Origin of the sequence: Paenibacillus sp. H1-7 (assembly GCF_022354825.1) — a bacterium.
Taxonomy (GTDB): domain Bacteria; phylum Bacillota; class Bacilli; order Paenibacillales; family NBRC-103111; genus Paenibacillus_S.
In genome coordinates, this window is sequence record NZ_CP031168.1 from 1,431,454 (window position 1) to 1,451,893 (window position 20,440).

Genomic DNA, 20,440 nt, shown 5'->3' on the forward strand with positions numbered 1-20,440 from the left:
CAGCTGCCCGGATCTGCTAGCAGAACGAATAATTTTCCAATGAATTGGCATAGTAACCGTATGTCGAATTCTGAGATGGAATGGGATGGTCTATGGGCTTTCTGAGAAAATGGCTCACAGGGCTTATGCATAAAAGCCCGATTCAACAGCAAATCCAACAGCAGCCACAGCCGAACCTGATTAGCGGCGACCTGTCCCAAAATGTACTGAGCATTCGGGATATTTTCCGCGATACTCCCGATCTCATTGTGCGTCATCTCATTATTAAACAGACCGGCCAAAGAGCCGCACTCGTTTATTTGGAAGGATTAACGGACAAAAATTCGATCACAAACAACGTCCTCGATCCCCTTCAGCTTCAAACGGGGAGCAGTACGTCCGATCTGCCCGTCACAGTCGGCTCCGTAACGGAAATTACCGGCATTAACGATATCGAGCATGCGATACTGCACGGCCTTAGCGTGCTTATTATCAATGAAAGCACCGTAGCATACAGCTATGATACGCAAGGATGGCCGCAAAGGGCGATAGAGGACCCGCAGATCGAATCCTCGCTGAAAGGCGGACATCAAGGGTTCGTCGAAACGGCTTCGCAAAATATTGCTCTTATTCGCCGTTACATTCCCGATCGCGAGCTGAAAATGAAAAGCATCATCGTCGGACGGAGAGGCAAAACATCCGTTACCATCATGTATTTGGAGGATGTGGCGCATCCTGAGGTACTGCAGGAGCTGTATGACCGGATCAAGCTGCTCGATGTCGATGCCATATTAAATTCGGGAGAGCTGGAAGGGTTTATCGAGGATAACCCGTTTTCGCCGTTCCCGCAATTTATCTCCACGGAGCGCCCCGATGCGGTTGCATCGCAAATTTTGCAAGGGAGACTCGCCATTGTCGTCGATCGCTCTCCTGCCGTCCTGGTAGGTCCGGCGTCGTTTACATCGTTCTTTCAAAGCGTTGACGATTACAGCACACGATGGCTGGTCGCATCGTTCAACCGACTAATGCGGTTTATGGCTTTTCTGCTTGCGATCTGTCTTCCTTCGTTATATATTGCGGCCATTTCGTTTAATTACGAGGTGATCCCCGTAAAGCTAATCTTGTCTATTGGCGAGTCGAGGGAGCGCGTTCCGTTTCCGCCTTTTGTAGAGGCATTGCTCATGGAGATCACGCTGGAGATGCTTAGAGAAGCAGGTGTCCGGCTTCCGTCGCCGATTGGCCAAACGGTCGGCATCGTTGGAGGTATCGTCATAGGGCAAGCGGCCGTGCAGGCAGGAATCGTAAGCAATATCATGGTTATCGTTGTAGCCTCAACGGCCATTGCTTCCTTTATTATTCCGAATTACGACATGGCTTCGGCGATCCGCCTGCTGCGCTTCCCGATGATGCTGATGGCGTGGATGTTCGGCATCGTAGGGATTGTCATCGGACTGATGACCCTGATCGGGCACCTGATTGCACTGGAATCGCTCGGGACGCCTTACGGCAGTCCTTTTGCGCCGGTCCGCTTTTCCGATCTGAAGGATACAATCTTTCGTTTTCCGATATGGAAAATGACGAAGCGTCCTGTTAGTGCGCGGGCTACGCAAATGAGGCGGCAAGGCTCTAATCGGCCTAGGGGTGACGGCAAATGAAAAAGTATGCTCACAACGAAGTTACTTTTTTGCAATATATTTTCCTCATTCACGGTGCGCAGGTAGGCGTCGGACAGCTGTCTCTGCCGCGTATACTGGCGGAAAAGGGCGGTACGGACGGCTGGATAGCGCTGCTGATCGGTTGGGCCATCTCCCTGACGGCAGGCCTGTGTTTGATTCAGGCGGCGAAACGGTATCCGCAAGGAACTTTACTCGATCTGATGACGCATTGCTTTGGCAAAGCCGTCGGCAAGCTGACAGCCGTCATCTTCGCCATGATCTACATTGTCGGGGCAGCAGCGAATATGGTAGCGGCGGCTCTCATTATCAAGAGTTGGATTTTGCCGAATACTCCGCTCTATATTATTTTGCTGCTGTTCGCCTTGCCGTCCTTTCTCATTGCTAGAAACGGCTTTCGGATATTGGGCCGCTATGCGGAGTTCGTGTTTTTCTCATCGCTTCCGGTCATGCTGTTTTTGCTGATCCCGTCGCTCGAAGGCAATTGGCTTTATTTGCTGCCGCTGTTCAAGGATGGCTGGGGGCCGATATTGACGGCTGTGCAGCCGACGGCCTATTCATTTTTGGGCTTTGAGGTGGCGTTCTTTTTCTATCCGTTTTTACAAAAAAAACAATGGGCCGCAGCCGGAATCGTCATTGCCAATACGTTGTCATTGATCGTATTTTTGTATATTACGCTTGTGTGCTTCTTATATTTCAGTCCGGATGAAATAACGAATTACAACCAGCCTACGATCAATGTGTTGAAGTCCATCGAATTCCGTTTTGTCGAAAGGCTTGAAATCGTCTTTTTGTCCGCTTACCTGTTCGCCATATCAACTACCTGGCTTCCTTTTATCAGCTGCTACAAGTACATTGTCGGGTGGTTGTTGAACAAGCAAAACGATTCCGTCTATGTTGCGCTATTCTTGCTTTCACTCGTTGCGTTCGCCTTCGCTTTCGATCCATCGTTTTCGACGAATGAGGAATGGATCAAAAGGATCAGCCAAGCCGGGTTGGTCTATGCATTGGCGTTACCCGTATGCCTTGCGGTCTACATAAAGCTGCGCGACCATGTTCAGAGGAGGCTCGGCAGATGAAGCGTTTCTTACCGATACTGCTCGGGCTTATTGCAGCGGCTATGCTCCTGGTTTCAGGCTGCGGCGACCGGCGCGATCTTGAGGATTTGACCGTGATCCTTATGACGGGAATAGATCTGGATGAAAAAGGAAATTTGCTCATCTATGAATCGAGCCCCGTATTCAGCCGGGAAGCCAAAGATAAGGAAGAGGAGTATGGTATCAAGGCATTGACACTCCGTCAAGCAAGGGTAAAGATGGATGCGGTTGTAAGCGCGCTATCGGTAGGAGGCAAAACTCAGCTGGTGCTGTTAAGCAAAAAGCTCCTGGAGCAGAAGGATTGGTTCCGGCTGTTCGATTCTTCCTTCCGCGATGCGAAAAACAGTATCAATGCAAGAGTGGTCGCAGTGGACGGTCCGGTAGCGGAAGTCATCAAATTTTATCCTAGAGACAAGCCTCGTCTTCCGCTCCATTTGGTGAAGCTGATAGATACGAGCGCGCGGAGAAACTTAACCGTCAAAACGACGATGCAGGAGCTTCAGCGGCAAATGACGGATAAAGGATTGACTCCCTACATAACGGAGATCCGCAAAGAGAAGGAGATTAAGCTGAACGGAACGGCTCTTCTGAATGAGCAGGGGAACTATGTTACGCGTCTTGAGCCTCAGGAAAATATGCTGCTGCGCATGCTGCAAGGGCAGGGCAAGGGGGAAATGCCAATGACGGTTTCTATCCCGGACATACAGAGTACAGGACCCATTAAACTGAATGAGCTCAGCTTCGCGGTACGGAAGGTATCGACGAAGGTGAAGACGGGCTGGCAGGAAGACCGGTTCTCGTTTCAACTGGCGGTGAACCTGTCGGTAGTGCTGACCGAGAAGGTGATTCCGCCGGGAGAGAAGCTGGATGAACAGGAGCTGGAGCGTATCATACAAGAACAGATGCAGTACCAGCTGACGGCTTTTGTTCATAAAATTCAGAAGCTGCGAATCGATCCGTTCGGGCTGGGCAATTATGCAAGAGCCTACCAATACGATCATTGGTCCAAGATAAAGGAGCGATGGGGCGAAGCGTTTGCCGAGTCCCGGGTCAACATTGCTTTGAAGGTGCGGATCAAGGATCTGGGGCCAATCAAGTAACACAGCATACCATGCAGCTAGATAGAGGTGGCTCATTTGAGGAAATACACTTATAACGAGATCACGTTCATGCAATATATAATGCTCATCCATGGCGCCCAGCTGGGTGTCGGTATTTTACAGCTTCCAAGGGAGCTGGCCGAAAAAGCCGGTACCGACGGCTGGATATCGATCATCTTGGGCTGGGCAATGTCGATTGTTGCAAGCTTGATCATTATTCGGATCATGCAAAAAAATCCTGACGCCACGCTGCTCGATGCATTAGGCGTCTATTTCGGGAAATGGGGAAAAATCGTCGGCGGCGTGATCCTGATCGCCTATTTCGGCTTCCTGACGTTCATCATTATGGCGAGATCGCTGCTGTTTATTAAAACATGGATATTGCCGAGAACTCCGGATGTTATGATTATGCTGCTGTTTGCCATTCCGACTTATCTTATCGCCAGAAACGGACTTCGCGTGCTGGGGCGGTACGCCGAGCTTACGTTTTATTTATTTCTTTCGATGGCATTTGTGTTTTTTATTCCATGGGGGGAAGCGCACTGGCATTATTTGCTCCCGGTCGTTAAAGAGGGGTGGAAGCCGATCCTGCTGGCCGCACAAACGACAGTCGTGTCCTTCCTCGGATTCGAGGTCGCCTTTTTTTTGTACCCCTTTTTGCAAAAAAAGCATTTGGCGCCGGCAGGAATTGTCATTGCCAACACGATATCGATGTGCATTTTTTTGTTAATTACCATATCGTGCTTCACCTTCTTCAGTCCGGAAGGAATCTTATGGTTCATGCAGCCTACGCTTAATCTGCTAAAAGTGGTGGAGTTTCAGTTCATTGAACGTTTGGAAATCGTGCTGCTGGCCTTTTATTTGTTTGTTGTGTTTCGCGTATGGGCCTCGTACTTGTTCTGGACCGTATATTGCACGACACAGCTGCGGGGAAAGGAGGACCATCGGCTGGATTTGAAGCTGTATTTACTCGGGATGGTGCTGTATCCTCTGATTTTTAATTTTACGTTCACCCAAAACGATAATTTGCAAAAATTATACGGTATGCTTGGCATTATATTCGCATTTGTGCTTCCGGTTGTTCTGTGGCTGTACACCTGCGGGTATGATTACGTCCAAAGAAGGAGAACGGGATGATGCGGCGTGTAGGGATGATCGTCTGTATGCTGGCCGCGCTAGTATTAACAGGCTGCAGCGACAGGTTGAATGTAGAGGACTTGACGCTGAGCTTGATGCTGGGAATTGATCTGGACAAGGATAATCAGCTGGTTTATTTTCTTTCGAGCCCAGTCTTCAACAAAGAAGCGGCCATCAAGTCGGAGGAGATTGCCGTCCATGCCGAGACGCTGTATCAAGCTAGAAGCAAGTTTGATTTGACGAGCACGGGACTCACGATTGGGGGCAAGATTCAGGTTCTGCTGCTCGGAAAGTCGCTGCTGCAGCATGAGGATTGGTTTCCCCTGATCGATATCGTTTACCGGAATGCCAAGGTTGCGGTCAATGCCAGAGTCGTCGTCGTAGACGGGCCGGTCGCGGACATTATCAACTTCCATCCGTCGGACAAGCCGCGTCTTTCCCTGCACATATTGAAGCTGATCGATACGGCGGATCAAAGAAATATTACGTTGAAAACGACGCTGCAGGAGCTGCACCGGCAAATGTTCGAGAAAGGCGTCACCCCTTCGATGTCGGAAATCAAAAAGGAGAAGGCCGTTGAAGTTATGGGGACGGCGCTGCTTAACGAACGGGGAAAGTATGTAGACAAGCTTATGCTGCAGGAAAGCGCGCTGCTGAAAATACTCCAGCATAAGGAGCTGGATGAAATGATGTTTACGATAGCGATTCCTGAGAAGGATGAGCTGGACGTGATTCCCGACAACAAGCTCACTCTTACTCCTAGCACAGTGAAGACACAGATTAAGCCGTCGTATTCGCAGGGGCGGTTTCGCTTCGATATTACGGTCAACATTCTTTATAGCTTGACGGAACGGCTGTTTCCATTTAATGTGAAGGAAGAAAGGCCGAAGCTGGAGCGATGGATTAATGAACAGATGGAGCAGCAATTCCAAAGTATATTTGACAAAATGCAGAAGCATCGAATCGATCCGGTAGGGCTCGGTCTCTATGCCAGAGCGTATAAATACCAGCATTGGAAAGAGGTTCAGGATCATTGGGGCGACGCCTTGGCCGACGCCGTTATTAACATCAAAGTCAAAACCGAAATCAAGAGCATGGGTCCGATAAAATAACAAATAAGTAGGCAGCGCAGGTGACGATCGTTGTCCGCCCGCCGAAGATGAAATTTATCCCTTGGATGAAAGTGGACAGGAGAGATTCATTATAATGATTCTTTCGCTTGAGAATCAGCTGTAAAAAGAAGTAAAATAAATTTCGTAGCAGGCCAGCTAACACTCAAAGAAAGGAGTGATCGCAGCAATGATTACGAAACCTGAGGTGGTCTCTGCGTAAGCAGAGGCTCCATAACAAAGGGGAGGCCTTCAAGCCTCCCTCTACTTTTCAAAAATCACGAATAGACACGATGAGCTAACATAAGGTATAATCAATTAGGAAGTAATTGGATCATGACACTTAGACGAAAGGAGTGGCTTCGATGAGCACAACAACTAATAAAGGGTTTTGGCTGAACTGAATAAGCATTTTCCCACCCTCACCTGACGTCATTGACATGAACCATGACATATAGTATGGCACCCAGGCACGAGTCGGTAGATCGTGTTTTTTTGTTTTCATGGATGACCCTAACGTTAAAACTCTTAGGAGGTGTAAAGATGAAAATGCTTATCTCTTTCACGGCGGCGCTTGCAACTAATGCACGGAAGGAGGATTTCATCGATGGGTTACAAAAACGGAAAGGATATTCTTCCCCCTAGCCTGCTTAAGCAGCTGCAGGACTACATCCAGGGCGAGATTATCTATATCCCGAAGAAGGAACAAACCCGCGCAGGCTGGGGTGAAAATAACGGTACACGGTTAACGATCCAGCGGCGCAATCACGAAATATATCGGCTCTACGAGAACGGTTCGAGCGTTCACGAGCTGATTCAACAATACCATCTGTCCGAGGACAGCATTCGCAAAATTATCGTAAAAACCCGTGTAGCCGTTGCCCGTCAGCTTTAAGCTGAGGGGGCGGTACATGGGTTCCATATAAACGAGCGGTCGATCCGCTATGAAAAAACCTCGCTGGAGGTTTTTTTCTTTTCCGCCGGGTCAGATGGACCGCCCATACCCTATGCATCGGCGACAGCCCAAGGTCGCTGTATTGCGTACGTGCCGTGCGTTCCAGGCTCTAGCAGGAGGGAGTCGCCGTCCGGACGCCGGGATCAGATCAGCTTGAAGCCGCTGATTAAGATGATGGCGGCCATAATCGTCCGCAGCGGTTTGGCGGGCAGCTTCGCGGATAATCCGCTGCCGACGAGGACGCCGGGAATGGAACCGGCCAGCAGATTAAAGGCCAAGCCGTAATCGATGTTCCCGAAGCCGGCATGCATCAGGCCCGCTGCGCTTACCAGAAGGAACGCATGGGCGATATCCGTGCCGACCAGCTCGGCGGCTCCCAAGCGGAAGAAGAACATCATCGCCAGTGCAAAAAGCGACCCCGAGCCGATTGAGGTCAGCCCGACGATAAAGCCTAGCAGGATGCCGATGCCGATCGTCATCCATCGTTTCTCCTCCATCGGCTTCTCCTGCCAGCGGTTGCTGTCGAGCCGTCCGATCCATTGCTTGGCGATGCTCAAAATGGCTACGATGATAAGGACGATGCCGAGCGTATGCTTCACGATTGTCTCTTGAATGCTATGCAGCGGCGGATACAGCTCAAGCAGCAAAATAGCCGCTACGGCGCTCGGGATACTGCCGAAGGCTAAATATTTGGTCAACGTAAAGTTGATCGTCTTTTGACGGTAATGCTGAAAACTCCCGAACAGCTTCGTTACAGAGTTATAAAATAAATCGGTGGCAACGGCAACGGTCGGCTGAATTCCTAACAACACGAGAAGAGGCGTCAGCAATGCCGCTCCTCCAACACCGGTTAACCCGACAAGAAGGCCGACGAACAGCCCCATAATAGCAATGCTCCAGTCCATGTATTCCACCCCATGCATTCGTATGCTCTGAAAGTCTATTTGCTTTATTATAAAACCAAGTAAGATTATCGGCAATATGTGTTTTTGGATTTTGCCATATTTTTTTCCAGAACTACTATATGAGGGCGAATGACCATAGGTGAATCACATTCATAGATGGATTCGTGCCGGGAACAACGCCAAATAACCCGCGGAAGCGTTACGCAGGAGGAAATGGCGTCAGAAAGCTGAATTAAGCGAAAGCCGGACTGAATTTGGACAAGCCTTGCCCACAAAAAAAACGGCTTCCGTGAAGCCGGTACAGGCTGTCGACAAAACCGGTTAACCCTGAAGTACCCGCCATTGAAAATCTCAATAGCTTCCAGAGAGGGATACCTCAACGGAGCTTGAAGATGAATTCAAGCTATGTTTACTCGACAAGCCCCCGGCTTCCTTCAAGCCGAAGCGGCTCTTATTCCTCCGGTTGACCGGATGCTTTGCGAAGCTCATTGGCCAAACGATGAAACTCGGCTTGAGCTTCTTCCGAATCGGTACAGCCGTAGGCGGCGGATAAAAACAAAATGATTTTGTTAGCGTCTTCCGGACTTAACATTCGGAGCATCTCCCTTCGGGATGGTATGATGGTTTGGTACAAGCTGTAGCAAATGCTTGATGTAGTGTATCCTATGCACGATGCCGGCTGCCGGCCACGGCGGCCGTGGTGTTCAGCAGCTGGTAAAGGGAGGTGAAGCGGATGATTTGCGTCTTTGTATATGGCACCTTGCTGACGGGCGAGGTCAATCATCATATCGCCGCTCCGTATTTGCGCCATGTGGAGCCGGGAGCGGTTTGCGGCAGGCTCTATGATTTCGGACCTTATCCCGGGCTTGTCCTGGAAGGGGAAGAGCGTATTGAAGGCGAGTGGTTTCAGTTGGATGACGAAGCGCTCGTTCATCTCGATGCGTTGGAGGAATACTACGGACCGGGCCAGTCGAACGACTACGAACGGGTATGGGTCCGTGATGCTCTGAGGCCGGAGCGGGAAGGCTGGATCTATGTATGGAACGACTCTCGTGGATGCGCTCCGATACGTGAAGGCTCATGGCGCGTCTATGTAAAGAAGAAGAGCTAACCTGGCGGTTAAGCTCTCCTAGATCGGCTCCAATCGTCCTGCTCCGATTTTTTTATAATTTCGATCATCCGGGAAACGACGGCTTGAACGTCCTCAACCCCATACACTTCCTGCAGCTGTTCATACGTTAAGTCAGCGTGCAGCAGGTTGCGCCGGACGGTCGTCTCTTTGTACCAGGCTTCGGTAACGGCGAACAGCCCGTCTTTTTGCAGCCATGCCTCATAATAGCAAATATCCTCTTTATTGTGCAGCTTCATCGTCATATAACAGGCCGAGATGGGGATTCGCGGATCGGAAATTCTTTGGTTGATCACCGAACCGGCAGCAACAGGCTGACCGAAGGAAACGTGTTTCGACACTTTTTTTATGATAGGGTCTAAATTATCCAAGGAAGCTTTCATCGCCTTTCCATAGTTCTAAATGACTAACTTTTCTAAATATTATCTAAAGATGATGAACGGATTTATTGTAACATAGTTCCTTGTGCGGATAAATCATCGTTTTTGATTTTGCCACAGGCTTGGGATCAAATTTTCCACCGAATGAGGTCGGAAAATGGTATAATGGAGCAAATTGTCAACGGACTTAAGGAGAATACTACGATGGCCAACTACCGTGTTTTATTAGCCGACGATGAGATGGCGCTGCGATTTTTACTAACGGAAACGTTATCCGATGAAGGATACGACATTACGGAGGCGGAAGACGGCAAAGAGGCGCTGAATGAAATTCAAAACCAACGTTACGATCTGATTATTCTTGACTATATGATGCCGGAATTGACCGGGGTGGAAGTATGCGAATGGCTGCGAAATCACGATAATCCGAATCGGCAGGTTCCGGTGATTCTGTTGACGGCCAAAGCGCTGGAAAAAGACCGCGAGCGGGCGAAGGCTGCCGGTGTCAGCACCTATATCGTGAAGCCGTTCAGTCCGCTCCAGCTGGTGGATACGGTTCAGAAGCTGATAGAAGAAGGGCAATAATCGAACTTCTTTATATATTGAAACGACTGGAAGTGAAAGGTTTGCGTCAATTAACACCTGAGGATCGCTTGCAAAAGGAAGCCAGACTGATGAAGGAGGGGCGTAAGCGCTATGTGGAAGAGCTGCGAAAGCAGCTGACGGAGCTGAGCGGGCTGCTGGCGGAAGAACAGACGGATCGCTTGCTCGACACGGCAAACCGGATCTACCGGATTGTGCATACGATAAAAGGAAGCGCACCGATGTTCGAGTTTACACGGATCGGAGCGGTGGCCGAAAAGCTGGTAAAGGACTGGGAATGGACGCAGGTATCCGGCGTATGGACAGCGGAGCATACGGCATCCCGGTTTTACCGGTCGGCACTGGAAGGAACGCCTTCCATAAGCCAGCTGAAGCGGGAGCTCGAGCTGTATCAGCAGGAGCTGGAGCTGGACGAGCATCAGGAGCAGTACGGGAAGCAAACGCTTGCCTCGTCGGGAAGCCGGCTGCTGATTATTGATGACGACGAGGTGCTTCGCGCTTATCTCGTCCGCAGGCTGAAGCTGGAGGGCTATGACGTTGACGACGCAGCGGATGTGGAGACAGGACAGAGGCTGCTTCGCGAGCATAACTACGATCTTATTACACTGGACCTCATGATGCATCCGCAGTCGGGGTACGAGCTGTTCGAATTCGTGAAGGAAGACCCGACCCTGAAATGGATCCCGTTAGTGGTGCTTTCAGGCAGAAATGATCTTCAGGACAAGGTACGCTGCTTCTATTTGGGAGCCGACGATTTCGTTACGAAGCCGTTCCAATATGAAGAATTGAGCGCCCGCATTTACAGCCTGCTGAAACGAACGAAAAATTTTGAACAAATGGCTTTTCGCGACCCGTTGACGGGGATTTATAACCGGCGGTTTTTCGATCATCAGATTCAGGTGGAGCTGCAGCGGACCCGCCGTTATCCGGCCCCGATCTCAATGGTGTTTATAGATATTGACCGGTTCAAAAAAATCAACGACACGTACGGCCACCATGTCGGCGATTTGGTGCTGCAGGGACTTGCCCACCTGCTGCAAAAGCATGTCCGGTCCACCGACTTGATCGCGCGCTTCGGCGGCGAAGAATTCGTCGTCGTGCTGCCCGGCAGCACGGAGCAGGATGCGGTCAAATCGATCGATGCGATATTGCAGCTTGCCCAGACGGAGCCTGTAGCGCAGTTTGAGGGGCAGCCTTTCTATATTACGTTCTCGGCCGGGGTGACCGGATGGAAGGAAGGCTTGACGGTTGAGGATTGGATCAAGCGCGCGGATGACGCGATGTATGCAGCCAAACAGAGCGGCCGCAACCGGGTGCTCCTGTACGCTCAAGAGATGGATCAAAGCGAGAGTACGCCGGCAGATACGGCGGAGCGGAACCTCACGGTGCTGATCGCCGATGACGACCGGATCCTGCGCTCGATTCTCGTTTCCAAGCTGCAGCATTTGCCGGTAACGTTCCTTGAAGCCGAAGACGGCGAGGAAGCGTTCCGTTTGATTACGGAGCAGCAGGTTCATCTGTGTATATTGGACGGAGTGATGCCGAATTTGGATGGCCTGGATATGCTGGAAAAATTGCACCGAGAGGTGGGCAAGCCTTCCGACCTGAACATTTTGATGCTGTCCGGACGCAATCGGGACGACGACTTGTCGAGAGGCCATGCACTAGGAGTCGACACGTTTATGCATAAGCCGTTTTCGATGGTTGAACTGGAGTTTAAAGTGAAGCAGCTGCTTCAGCTGACCTAAAATGAGCAAGACCCCCTGTTCCGATGGGAATCAGGGGGTCTTGCTATATGCGGAGCAGGGTTACCCCACAGTACTAAACTTGGAGTTGGGGGTACCCTGCTCGTATGCTTCTTACAGATCGTCCCAGTTCATGTTGGACGATTTGCTGTAGTTGGTTACTTTTTGCTCGAAGAAGTCGGTTTTCATGCTGTTCATGTTGCTGAACGTCTCGACCCATTTCATCGGATGATCGACGATCTCCGGATACAAAATATCGAGACCAAGCTTTCTCAGACGCTCGTTGGACAAATATTTGATGTACTGTTCGATAATTTCGTTGCTGAGGCCGTTGATATTGTTGTTCGTAATGTATTGGCCCCATTCGACTTCATGCTGCACCGCCGTCTTCATCATTTGGCGAAGCTCTTCAATGAGCTCATCCGTGAAGACTTCCGGATTTTCCTTGCGGATTTCCCGGAAAATATTTTGGAACAACGCCAGATGAGTCAGCTCGTCGCGCTGGATATATTTAATCTCGGATACGGTTCCGAGCATTTTGCCTTGACGTCCCAAGGCGTAGAAGAAGCTGAAGCCGCTGTAGAAGTAAATGCCTTCCAGAATATAGTTGGCCATGATCGTCTTCATCAGGTTCGGCGTAGAAGGATCCTCGATGAAGTTCTCGTACAAGTCGGTAATGAACCGGTTGCGGCGAAGCAAATGCTTGTCCTCGCGCCATTGATTGTAAATATCGTCGCGGACCTCGGCGGATACGACGCTATCCAAAATGTAAGAGTAGCTTTGGCTGTGCACCGCTTCCTGGAACGTTTGCACGGTCAGGCACAGGTTCACTTCGGGAGCCGTGATGTACTCGTTAATGTTTGGCAGGTTGGCCGTTTGGAGCGAGTCCAGGAAGATAAGGAAGCTGATGATTTTGTCGTAGCTTTGGCGCTCCTCCGGCGACAGGAACTTGTAGTCCTTCGCGTCTTGAGCCAGCGGAATTTCTTCCGGAATCCAGAAGTTGTTCATCATAGTACGGTACATTTTCGTAGCCCAATCGTACTTCACGTTGTTCAGCTCGATCAGGTTCGTCGTATTGCCGCCGATCATGCGGCGTTTGCCCCAGTCACGGTCACCGTGTTCGTTAAACAGTTTTTTCTTTTGCAATTGATCCATGGAAGGCTACCCCCTAAATCCCCCTGCAAGGGGGCCTCATGGGGCTTTGCCCCCTGGACCCCCTTATCTGTGGGAGTTACTTGTTTTCGGTTCTGAGCGCTTACGTGCCCCGGATATCGGCTCCGGCTTATAGCCTTCGCTTTGTATCCGGGGCACACGCTTCACGTTTGATGCGATGGTTCGTTCAGTGTCAGGTTAGTGGAGCTGGGCGCTTACGCAAGTGCTTGACTCATTTGCTCCGGCAAATGAGAAGGGGCACCTGCACGCTTAACGTCTTGAGGGTGAGCGCGAGAAGAGGGGCAGATCGCTTATGCTGCTGCCCCTAAAAACCGAACCCTCAGACAGATTGCTTCGCTCCTGCCCAACCCTTGATTCAGCTTTGCTGACAAAGACAGAATCCCTATATAAGTACTTCATTATCATGGTTAAAAAATGATGTGATTATGCCGAGCAGCTTACGCAATCTTCCACTTCAAGGCTTTTGTTCCGCACGTAGTAAACGGTTTTCAAGCCGTTCTTCCAAGCCGCCATGTACAGCTCCAGGAACTCTTTCGCAGACAGCTCTGGCGTAATATACAGGTTGAACGATTGAGCCTGGTCGATATGGCGCTGGCGGGCGCCTGCCGCTTTGATGCTCCAATGCTGGTCGATACGGTGAGCTTCCTTGTAGAACCACATCGTCTCGGCATTCAGATTCGGAGCGGTTTGCGGGATCACCGCATTTTTCTTCTCTTCCACGAAAAACTTGTTGAAGATAGGATCGATCCCCGCCGTAGAGCCTGCGATGAGCGAAGTGGAAGCGGTAGGAGCGATGGCGAACATCCAGCCGTTGCGGACGCCATGCTTGGCTACCTGCTCTTTCAGCTCCAGCCATTCCGGGCTGTTGTAGCCGCGCGCTTCGAAGTAAGCGCCGGTCTGCCATTCGCTGCCCTCGAACAGCTTGAATGCGCCTTTTTCCTTCGCAATTTCCATGGAGGCTTTGATTGCATAGAAGTTCATCCACTCATAAACCTCATCGGCTTTGGCTACATGCTCATCGGACTCCCATTGAATTTTCAGCTGGGCGAGCATTTGATGATAACCGCTGGAGCCGAGGCCGACAGCGCGATACTTTTTATTCGTAATTTCCGCTTGCGGAATCGGATAGTAGTTCAGATCGATTACGTTGTCCATCATGCGCATTTGGGTTGTTACTACGCGCTCGATGTCTTCTTTCGTATACACGCGTCCCAGGTTGGTGGAAGACAGGTTGCACACGACGAAATCGCCGCTCTTCACCTGGTTGGTAATAATGCCGTCCTCATGGTGAGTTTGGATCAGCTCGGTCGGGCTCATGTTCTGGCAAATTTCCGTGCACAGGTTGGAGCAGTAGACCATGCCCGCATGCTTGTTCGGGTTGGCGCGGTTCACCGTATCGCGGAAGAACAGGAACGGCGTACCGGTTTCGAACGAGCTTGTCATGATGCGCTTCATAATATCGATCGCCGGAATTTCCTCTTTGGAAATTTTGTCGTCGTTCACGCACTCCCAGTAGCGGCGCTCCCATTCTTCGCCCCAGCTGTCCTCGATGGAGTAGCCTTTTGCTTTGCGCACTTCATGAGGATCGAACAAATACCACGTTCCTCTTTCTTCTACGGTTTTCATGAACAGATCCGGAATGCATACGCCAGGGAAAATATCGTGGGCTTTCATCCGGTCGTCGCCGTTGTTCGTCTTCAGGTTGAGGAAATCGAGAATGTCTTTATGCCATACATCCAAGTATACGGCTACCGCACCGGAGCGAACGCCCAGCTGGTCAACGGCGATAGCAGTATTGTTATAGTTTTTAATCCATGGCACGACTCCGCCGGCAACGCCTTTGTATCCGCGAATATTGGATCCGCGGCTGCGGACCTTGCCGACATAAATGCCCATGCCGCCGCCGTGCTTGGAAACTTGAGCGAAGCTTTGGTCTACATTGTAGATGCCCCACAGGTTATCAGGCACCGTATCGATGAAGCAGCTCGACAGCTGGTGAAGCGGCTTGCGGGCATTGGCCAGCGTAGGCGTAGCAACGGTCATTTCCAGGCTGCTCAGCACATCGTAGAATTGCTTGGCCCATTTCAGCTTGTCCTCTTCCTTCATCGCCAAATGCATGGCGACACCCATGAACAGCTCTTGAGGCAGCTCGAGCACTTCCTTATCCAGGCCGCGGATCAAATAACGGTCGGATAAGGTCTTGAGTCCGATATAATTTAACAGATAGTCGCGTTCCGGTTTAATATAAGCACCCAGCTCTTGAATTTCTTCTTTGGAGTAATGCTCTACTATGTATTTGCCGTAAAGCCCCATATCCGTCAAGTAAGTGATAAGAGAGTACAGGTCGCCGTAGCCGAAATGTCCGTATTTGCGGTTCGTGCGGGCTTCCTTATACAAATCGTAGCTGAGCAGCTTTGCAGCGACGTACTGCCAGTTCGGTTGCTCCACGCTTGTCTTCTCCACAGCAACCTGGATCAGCAGACGTTGAATTTCTTTAGTGGAAATTCCGTTGCGGAACAGCGGCAGCAATGCGGTTTCCAGCTCCAGCGGATCGCACTCCGGGTACGTTTCGCAAGCGAAATCGATAACCTTTTTCATTTTGGAAAAAACAAGCTCTTCCTTGGTTCCGTCTCTCTTTACGATAATCATCTAAAACCTGCTCCTTTATAAGAAAAGATGGGAAATAAAAGCACATTGAAGAAGCATGCAGGCCTGCTCGAATGTGTCGAGCGCATGCCGTCCGTTGAAGTATGCTCTATGGTTGTTCATCGGTTCGTCGAATTACTGCGGCGCAAGCCGTAATGTCTATCATATCAGAAATCCGCGAATAATGTCATATGGAAATCATGTGTCCACAAGATCTAGTTGTCTTTGGAGATGTAAATTGAATTTAACTCAATATATGGTGTCTGTCAATCTATTAATTATTCGACAAAACGCACGTCAGCGAACGAGATTCGGACCATTTTTAGCGTTGAAATATAATGTAAGCAAGGTACACGGGGCTTCCCGGGCTTCAGGCTTCGTTCGCTCCTCAACGGATCACTTTTGATTGCTTTGCGAAAATGGTTCTTTATACCCAATTTGTGCTGAGTAGTGATATTATTTTAGATAATAGGCGGGTTACTAGGGGATAGAGCGAGAGGAGGATGAATCATGAAGGTCATTTTTTTGGATATCGATGGGGTGCTGGAGTTGCAATCTATTTTTGAAATCAACGGAGTTCGCCATGTGGTTGGAATGACTCCCCTTATTGAAGGTGTAATCCGCGGGCAAGAAATTCAGAGCTATATGGATCATGCCAAGGGTACGGAGTTGGAAGTTAGAGCAATTTGTTATCATAGACGATGAAGAAGAAATGGGGGACTTGTAGCCGTATTTACTTGAAACCGAGTTTCAAACAGGCATCACGAGCCTAATTAGAGATAAAGCCATAAAAAAACTGATATGAGAGAATATGGCTTGTCAGATGTCTTATCATCGTGGTATTATTATCCTTGTGTATTAAACACAAACATTTTAAGTGTGGAGCCGTGGTGTAGAGGCCTAACATGCCTGCCTGTCACGCAGGAGACCGCGGGTTCGAATCCCGTCGGCTCCGCCATTTATGCCCATTCGGAATATCTTTCATATACTTGGAGAACACGAGCAGATCTATTGTCTGCTCTTTTTGTATTCTTTAAGGAGCGTGTGAGGATGACTCGACGAGGAAGATTTGCCCCAACACCATCCGGATTGATGCATATCGGCAATGCGTTCACCGCCCTGGCTTCATGGCTGCAAATGCGGCAAGCCGGCGGCGAATTCGTGCTGCGAATCGAGGATATAGATATAGCCCGCTCGCGTCCCGAGTATGCCGAGAAGCTGCAGGACGATTTGCTGTGGTTCGGCATCGACTGGGATGAAGGTCCACGGATCGTCGGGAGCTGCGCGCCTTATGAGCAGAGCCTGCGGCAGCACTTGTACCGGGAAGCGCTGGATACGCTGCACAGTGCAGGGCGGCTGTACCCGTGCTATTGCAGCCGAAGCGAGCTCGCTTCGATAGGCAACGCCCCGCACGGCCTGGCATCGGAAGGCGCCGCATACCACGGCGGCTGCCGCTCGCTCTCGCCGGAGGAGCGGCAGGCGAGGGCAGCGAAGAAGACGCCCGCCCTCCGGTTCATCATGCCGACTCATGCGATTGGCTTCCATGATGTGCTCGCGGGACCGCATACTTATGCAGGAGATGCGCTTAGCGACTTTGTCGTCAAACGCGCGGACGGCATGTTCAGCTACCAGCTTGCCGTGACGGTCGACGATGCCGCCATGGGCATCACCGACGTGCTGCGTGGAGCCGACCTGCTGGACTCGACGCCAAGGCAGCTTGCGCTGTACGAAGCCCTCGGGCTGAAGGCGCCGAGTTTCGCCCATGTCCCGCTGCTGGTCGATGCAAGCGGCCAGCGGTTGTCCAAGCGCGATAAGGCGCTGACTCTTGCTTCCCTGCGCGACACAGGAGTCACACCCGAGCGGCTTGTCGGCGCGTTCGCCTATTTGGCGGGCTGGACGGACCGGCCGGAGCCGTTAACCGCCCGCGAGCTGATCCCGTGCTTCGGTCTCATCCGCACGGCTGCCGACGGATTGACGACCGATCAGGTTCAGCGTCTGCTTGCGGTCGGGTAAGCATTATCACCGGCAAAACAGAAAAGAGCCGCGGCAATTGCGCCACGGCTATTTTGTATGTCCTTCTTGGCTTGGCTCTGGCTCGTATCGATGAAAATAAGTGAATAGGCTAGCCTTCGATTCTTGGCTTCGCCGGATCGCAATTCGGATCGGGAATTAAACCAAGCTGGGCCAGCTTGGTAAGATAGTAACACTCCTCCCGCATCATATGGTCAGGAATAAGCGGACTTAAACTGTCAAGGACTTCGGCTGACAATTCCAGTTCCTCAAGCTCCTGCAAAAAGGCCACAAAAAGCTTCATTTCAATATTTACGTCCGTGTGGAACTTCCGAAAAGCAGGGAAATCTTGCAGCTGTGTTCTCATATAACCGGCCATCTCGATGCTTTTTAAATAAAACTGATTAAAATGAATCTCGAACTGTGCACTTTTTTCAAGCAACCGGCTCTCGACCGCATCCAAATTGCTTGAGATGGAGGCGGCATGACCGGATGCATCCAACAGCCATAGCAAGTCGTGATGAATGGCATCGTAACGAGGAACAGGCCTTCCGGATACCAGTTCATTCAGAATGCGCAAATATTCCTCCAACTCGTTAAGCATATGATTCATAAACGTTGGCGTCAGCCCAATGGTAAGTTTGCCGGCCAGCATTCGTTTTAGCAAATCTAATGTAAACATCCGGAGTTGATTGGTTAGAGCAAGAGCCTGCTGATTCAGCGTCGTCAGCTCTCCTTCGGTTAACGAGCGCCGGGAATACTCCAGCAATATGTCGAAGGATTGCTTGAATTGCTGTGCCGTCTGAATAGATTGCGTTTCCTTGGGAGAGAGTGCGTTCCAGATGAAGCTGCTGTGGTCTCCTAATATTTGCAGCCAAAAACGGTGCTCGAATAATGCATCCTGAACCATAGACATACCTCCTCCATGTTCAATGTAAAAGTATGAGGGTGCAAACGGATATATACCTTCTCAAGAGACCGAAAGTGGGCTGCCCAGATATTGCAGCTTCGGAAGGAATCTTCAAAGAAATGGCGAATATATGTTCTTATATACCTGTTGAGGAGGAATCATCGGATGAACAACGAAACGAAAGCCAGCTTAGCCAAAGCTTACGATGCGGATGCAGCGAAAAGAGCAGCTGTGGTTCCCGCCGAATGGAAGGTGCAGGAGAGGGAGCGGTTCATAAGCAAGCTGCGCGAGGAGGGGAAGACGGCCGTGCTGGAAATCGGTGTAGGGACGGGAAAGGACAGCGAATATTTCCGTTCCGAAGGGTTCAGCATCACCTGCATCGATTTGTCCGAAGAGATGGTGAAGCACTGCAAGGCCAAGGGGCTGGATGCGGCCGTAATGGATTTTTACAACCTCCAATTTCCTGACCGGTCCTTCGACGCCGTCTACGCCCTGAACTGCCTGCTGCATGTTCCGAAGGCGGAGCTGGGTCAAGTGCTCGACGAAATCAAAAGAGTAATGAAAGAAGACGGATTGCTGTACATGGGGGTGTACGGAGGCAAGGACTCGGAAGAAATATGGGAGGACGACTGGTGCGAGCCGAAGCGGCTGTTCAGCATGTATACGGACGAATCCGTCCAGGAGGCTGTCCGCGTTCATATGGATATCGAATATTTTCAGACGGTTCCGTTGGAAACGGGTAAGCCGCATTTTCAATCACTACACTTGAGAAAGGTTAAGTAAGCCCGCACCGGGACGTGCCACAGCTATAGGCCATGCAGTGGAATGCCTGTAGCTGTAGCGCACTTGAAACCTATTGCTCCATGCTAATGCTGTCACTTCCTGCGATTGAGGGGACAGCAGGCAGTCTCCTCGAGCACATCAAGCCCCTCATTGCCTTCTCTATGTGACTCCCTGCATCCATAATATTTGCGCTTCCTCCGCCTGTCTCTTCTTCCTGTCCCGAGTAAGCCACGATACAAGCCGTTTTCTCCTGTCTCTTGAACGTTTAATAGAAGGTCCCTTCCTTCAGCTCGAATTGGCCCCAAATCAGTCAGCACACAAGCTTGGGACAGCTCCTATCCGTCCACCGAACTTGATTAAGCAAACATAAATCTTGGATTGCCCTCCGAGAGTTTGACATTACGGTGAAAAGTTTGGTTAGGGTCTGCCGAGTATGCTACATTAAAGAAAAGTACATTGATTACGGCAAGCCAAATGGGATCCATGCCTGTAAACAAGAAGGGGGACCGAGTATGACTGAAAAAGATTCCCTTGTCCGGTTCGGTATTTCGATGCCGCAATCGTTAATAGAGCAGTTCGACGCCATGCTGGAGGAGCAAGGATACGACAACCGTTCCGAGGCGATTCGGGACTTGGTCAGGAAGGCGCTTCTGGCTCCGGCCCAGATTTGTCCCGAGCAGTATGCTGCAGGAACGATCGTGATGGTGTATGACCACCATGTGAGCGATTTGCCTATCGTGCTTACGGAGCTGCAGCATGACTATCACCAGGAAATCAATTCTTCGCTTCATATTCATTTGAATCATCAGCAATGTCTGGAGGTTATCGTCGTCCGGGGAGTCGTTCAACGGTTAAGAGAGCTTCAGCAGCGCATTCAAGTATTGAAAGGCGTTGCCTACGCCGAGCTATCCGTTACCCATTTCGACGTTAACGGCCAAGACGGCCATCATACGGACCATCATCACGGTCATACGCATACACATTCGCTTCCTCACTCACACACGCATGAGCATCAGCACGAAACTTCGCATCGGCATGCTGACGATGCTGACGCCAACAACGCCAACGGCAAATAAAATACGATCGATCGGATGGTAACGGAGGTA

At 50.6% G+C, this 20,440-nt stretch carries 19 protein-coding genes and 1 tRNA gene; 14 read left to right on the forward strand and 6 right to left on the reverse strand.

Annotated elements, in window-relative coordinates:
* The first annotated feature begins 92 nt into the window (after positions 1–92).
* From DVH26_RS06510 to DVH26_RS06535, 6 genes are all read left to right on the forward strand, one after another.
* Positions 93–1,634, forward strand: coding sequence for a spore germination protein (locus tag DVH26_RS06510; protein ID WP_481857575.1), 1,542 nt, complete (start codon positions 93–95; stop codon positions 1,632–1,634).
* Positions 1,631–2,731, forward strand: coding sequence for a GerAB/ArcD/ProY family transporter (locus tag DVH26_RS06515; protein ID WP_239632417.1), 1,101 nt, complete (start codon positions 1,631–1,633; stop codon positions 2,729–2,731). The genes DVH26_RS06510 and DVH26_RS06515 overlap by 4 nt, the downstream gene beginning before the upstream one ends.
* The gene (locus DVH26_RS06520) at positions 2,728–3,849 is read left to right on the forward strand and encodes a Ger(x)C family spore germination protein (RefSeq protein ID WP_239632420.1); all 1,122 of its coding nucleotides are present in this window, start codon (positions 2,728–2,730) and stop codon (positions 3,847–3,849) included. The genes DVH26_RS06515 and DVH26_RS06520 overlap by 4 nt, the downstream gene beginning before the upstream one ends.
* A gap of 36 nt (positions 3,850–3,885) precedes the next feature.
* Positions 3,886–4,986: a GerAB/ArcD/ProY family transporter gene (locus DVH26_RS06525; protein WP_239632422.1), complete on the forward strand. Its 1,101-nt coding sequence runs from the start codon at positions 3,886–3,888 to the stop codon at positions 4,984–4,986.
* Entirely contained in the window at positions 4,983–6,098 is a 1,116-nt protein-coding gene (locus tag DVH26_RS06530; RefSeq protein WP_239632424.1) for a Ger(x)C family spore germination protein, read from the forward strand. Before DVH26_RS06525 ends, DVH26_RS06530 begins: the two co-directional genes overlap by 4 nt.
* A gap of 604 nt (positions 6,099–6,702) precedes the next feature.
* The gene (locus DVH26_RS06535) at positions 6,703–6,990 is read left to right on the forward strand and encodes a CD3324 family protein (RefSeq protein WP_239632427.1); all 288 of its coding nucleotides are present in this window, start codon (positions 6,703–6,705) and stop codon (positions 6,988–6,990) included.
* Positions 6,991–7,193: 203 nt separating this feature from the next.
* Here DVH26_RS06535 and DVH26_RS06540 read toward each other — a convergent pair whose 3' ends face one another.
* Together DVH26_RS06540 and DVH26_RS06545 are read right to left on the reverse strand one after the other, a co-directional pair.
* The gene (locus DVH26_RS06540) at positions 7,194–7,955 is read right to left on the reverse strand and encodes a sulfite exporter TauE/SafE family protein (protein WP_239632430.1); all 762 of its coding nucleotides are present in this window, start codon (positions 7,953–7,955) and stop codon (positions 7,194–7,196) included.
* Positions 7,956–8,406: 451 nt separating this feature from the next.
* Positions 8,407–8,547, reverse strand: a complete 141-nt coding sequence (locus DVH26_RS06545; RefSeq protein WP_239632432.1) for an N-acetylmuramoyl-L-alanine amidase — start codon at positions 8,545–8,547, stop codon at positions 8,407–8,409.
* Between the two features lie 141 nt (positions 8,548–8,688).
* On the opposite strand from DVH26_RS06545, the gene DVH26_RS06550 reads away from it, so the two are divergent.
* Positions 8,689–9,066: a gamma-glutamylcyclotransferase family protein gene (locus DVH26_RS06550; RefSeq protein ID WP_239632434.1), complete on the forward strand. Its 378-nt coding sequence runs from the start codon at positions 8,689–8,691 to the stop codon at positions 9,064–9,066.
* An 8-nt stretch (positions 9,067–9,074) separates the two neighbouring features.
* Here DVH26_RS06550 and DVH26_RS06555 read toward each other — a convergent pair whose 3' ends face one another.
* Positions 9,075–9,455 (reverse strand): hypothetical protein, encoded by a 381-nt coding sequence (locus tag DVH26_RS06555; RefSeq protein WP_239632436.1) that lies wholly within the window; start codon positions 9,453–9,455, stop codon positions 9,075–9,077.
* A gap of 213 nt (positions 9,456–9,668) precedes the next feature.
* Between DVH26_RS06555 and DVH26_RS06560 the strand changes: the two genes are divergently transcribed.
* Entirely contained in the window at positions 9,669–10,049 is a 381-nt protein-coding gene (locus DVH26_RS06560; RefSeq protein ID WP_239632438.1) for a response regulator, read from the forward strand.
* A 41-nt stretch (positions 10,050–10,090) separates the two neighbouring features.
* A complete protein-coding gene (locus DVH26_RS06565) occupies positions 10,091–11,815 on the forward strand; it encodes a diguanylate cyclase (protein ID WP_239632440.1) in 1,725 nt (574 codons plus the stop codon).
* A gap of 111 nt (positions 11,816–11,926) precedes the next feature.
* Here the strand turns inward: DVH26_RS06565 and DVH26_RS06570 are convergent, their stop codons facing one another.
* On the reverse strand, positions 11,927–12,967 hold the full coding sequence (locus DVH26_RS06570) for a ribonucleotide-diphosphate reductase subunit beta (protein WP_239632442.1): 1,041 nt from the start codon (positions 12,965–12,967) through the stop codon (positions 11,927–11,929).
* Positions 12,968–13,408: 441 nt separating this feature from the next.
* Complete coding sequence (locus DVH26_RS06575) at positions 13,409–15,634, reverse strand: ribonucleoside-diphosphate reductase subunit alpha (RefSeq protein ID WP_239632445.1); 2,226 nt, start codon at positions 15,632–15,634, stop codon at positions 13,409–13,411.
* Between the two features lie 507 nt (positions 15,635–16,141).
* Between DVH26_RS06575 and DVH26_RS06580 the strand changes: the two genes are divergently transcribed.
* From DVH26_RS06580 to gluQRS, 3 genes are all read left to right on the forward strand, one after another.
* Entirely contained in the window at positions 16,142–16,336 is a 195-nt protein-coding gene (locus DVH26_RS06580) for a hypothetical protein (RefSeq protein WP_239632447.1), read from the forward strand.
* Between the two features lie 176 nt (positions 16,337–16,512).
* Positions 16,513–16,589: transfer RNA gene (locus tag DVH26_RS06585), tRNA-Asp, on the forward strand.
* A 92-nt stretch (positions 16,590–16,681) separates the two neighbouring features.
* A complete protein-coding gene (gluQRS, locus tag DVH26_RS06590) occupies positions 16,682–17,644 on the forward strand; it encodes a tRNA glutamyl-Q(34) synthetase GluQRS (RefSeq protein WP_239632449.1) in 963 nt (320 codons plus the stop codon).
* Positions 17,645–17,753: 109 nt separating this feature from the next.
* Here the strand turns inward: gluQRS and DVH26_RS06595 are convergent, their stop codons facing one another.
* Positions 17,754–18,551, reverse strand: coding sequence for a DUF2935 domain-containing protein (locus DVH26_RS06595; protein ID WP_239632451.1), 798 nt, complete (start codon positions 18,549–18,551; stop codon positions 17,754–17,756).
* A gap of 165 nt (positions 18,552–18,716) precedes the next feature.
* Between DVH26_RS06595 and DVH26_RS06600 the strand changes: the two genes are divergently transcribed.
* Positions 18,717–19,334: a class I SAM-dependent methyltransferase gene (locus DVH26_RS06600; protein WP_239632452.1), complete on the forward strand. Its 618-nt coding sequence runs from the start codon at positions 18,717–18,719 to the stop codon at positions 19,332–19,334.
* Positions 19,335–19,846: 512 nt separating this feature from the next.
* Positions 19,847–20,410, forward strand: coding sequence for a nickel-responsive transcriptional regulator NikR (gene nikR, locus DVH26_RS06605; RefSeq protein WP_239632454.1), 564 nt, complete (start codon positions 19,847–19,849; stop codon positions 20,408–20,410).
* Positions 20,411–20,440 lie beyond the last annotated feature (30 nt).

Coding starts and splice junctions, on each gene's coding strand:
- DVH26_RS06510 (WP_481857575.1), top strand. CDS start 93: ATGGGCTTTCTGAGAAAATGGCTCACAGGGCTTATGCATAAAAGCCCG.
- DVH26_RS06515 (WP_239632417.1), top strand. CDS start 1,631: ATGAAAAAGTATGCTCACAACGAAGTTACTTTTTTGCAATATATTTTC.
- DVH26_RS06520 (WP_239632420.1), top strand. CDS start 2,728: ATGAAGCGTTTCTTACCGATACTGCTCGGGCTTATTGCAGCGGCTATG.
- DVH26_RS06530 (WP_239632424.1), top strand. CDS start 4,983: ATGATGCGGCGTGTAGGGATGATCGTCTGTATGCTGGCCGCGCTAGTA.
- DVH26_RS06535 (WP_239632427.1), top strand. CDS start 6,703: ATGGGTTACAAAAACGGAAAGGATATTCTTCCCCCTAGCCTGCTTAAG.
- DVH26_RS06540 (WP_239632430.1), bottom strand. CDS start 7,955: ATGGACTGGAGCATTGCTATTATGGGGCTGTTCGTCGGCCTTCTTGTC.
- DVH26_RS06545 (WP_239632432.1), bottom strand. CDS start 8,547: ATGTTAAGTCCGGAAGACGCTAACAAAATCATTTTGTTTTTATCCGCC.
- DVH26_RS06550 (WP_239632434.1), top strand. CDS start 8,689: ATGATTTGCGTCTTTGTATATGGCACCTTGCTGACGGGCGAGGTCAAT.
- DVH26_RS06560 (WP_239632438.1), top strand. CDS start 9,669: ATGGCCAACTACCGTGTTTTATTAGCCGACGATGAGATGGCGCTGCGA.
- DVH26_RS06570 (WP_239632442.1), bottom strand. CDS start 12,967: ATGGATCAATTGCAAAAGAAAAAACTGTTTAACGAACACGGTGACCGT.
- DVH26_RS06575 (WP_239632445.1), bottom strand. CDS start 15,634: ATGATTATCGTAAAGAGAGACGGAACCAAGGAAGAGCTTGTTTTTTCC.
- DVH26_RS06580 (WP_239632447.1), top strand. CDS start 16,142: ATGAAGGTCATTTTTTTGGATATCGATGGGGTGCTGGAGTTGCAATCT.
- gluQRS (WP_239632449.1), top strand. CDS start 16,682: ATGACTCGACGAGGAAGATTTGCCCCAACACCATCCGGATTGATGCAT.
- DVH26_RS06595 (WP_239632451.1), bottom strand. CDS start 18,551: ATGGTTCAGGATGCATTATTCGAGCACCGTTTTTGGCTGCAAATATTA.
- DVH26_RS06600 (WP_239632452.1), top strand. CDS start 18,717: ATGAACAACGAAACGAAAGCCAGCTTAGCCAAAGCTTACGATGCGGAT.
- nikR (WP_239632454.1), top strand. CDS start 19,847: ATGACTGAAAAAGATTCCCTTGTCCGGTTCGGTATTTCGATGCCGCAA.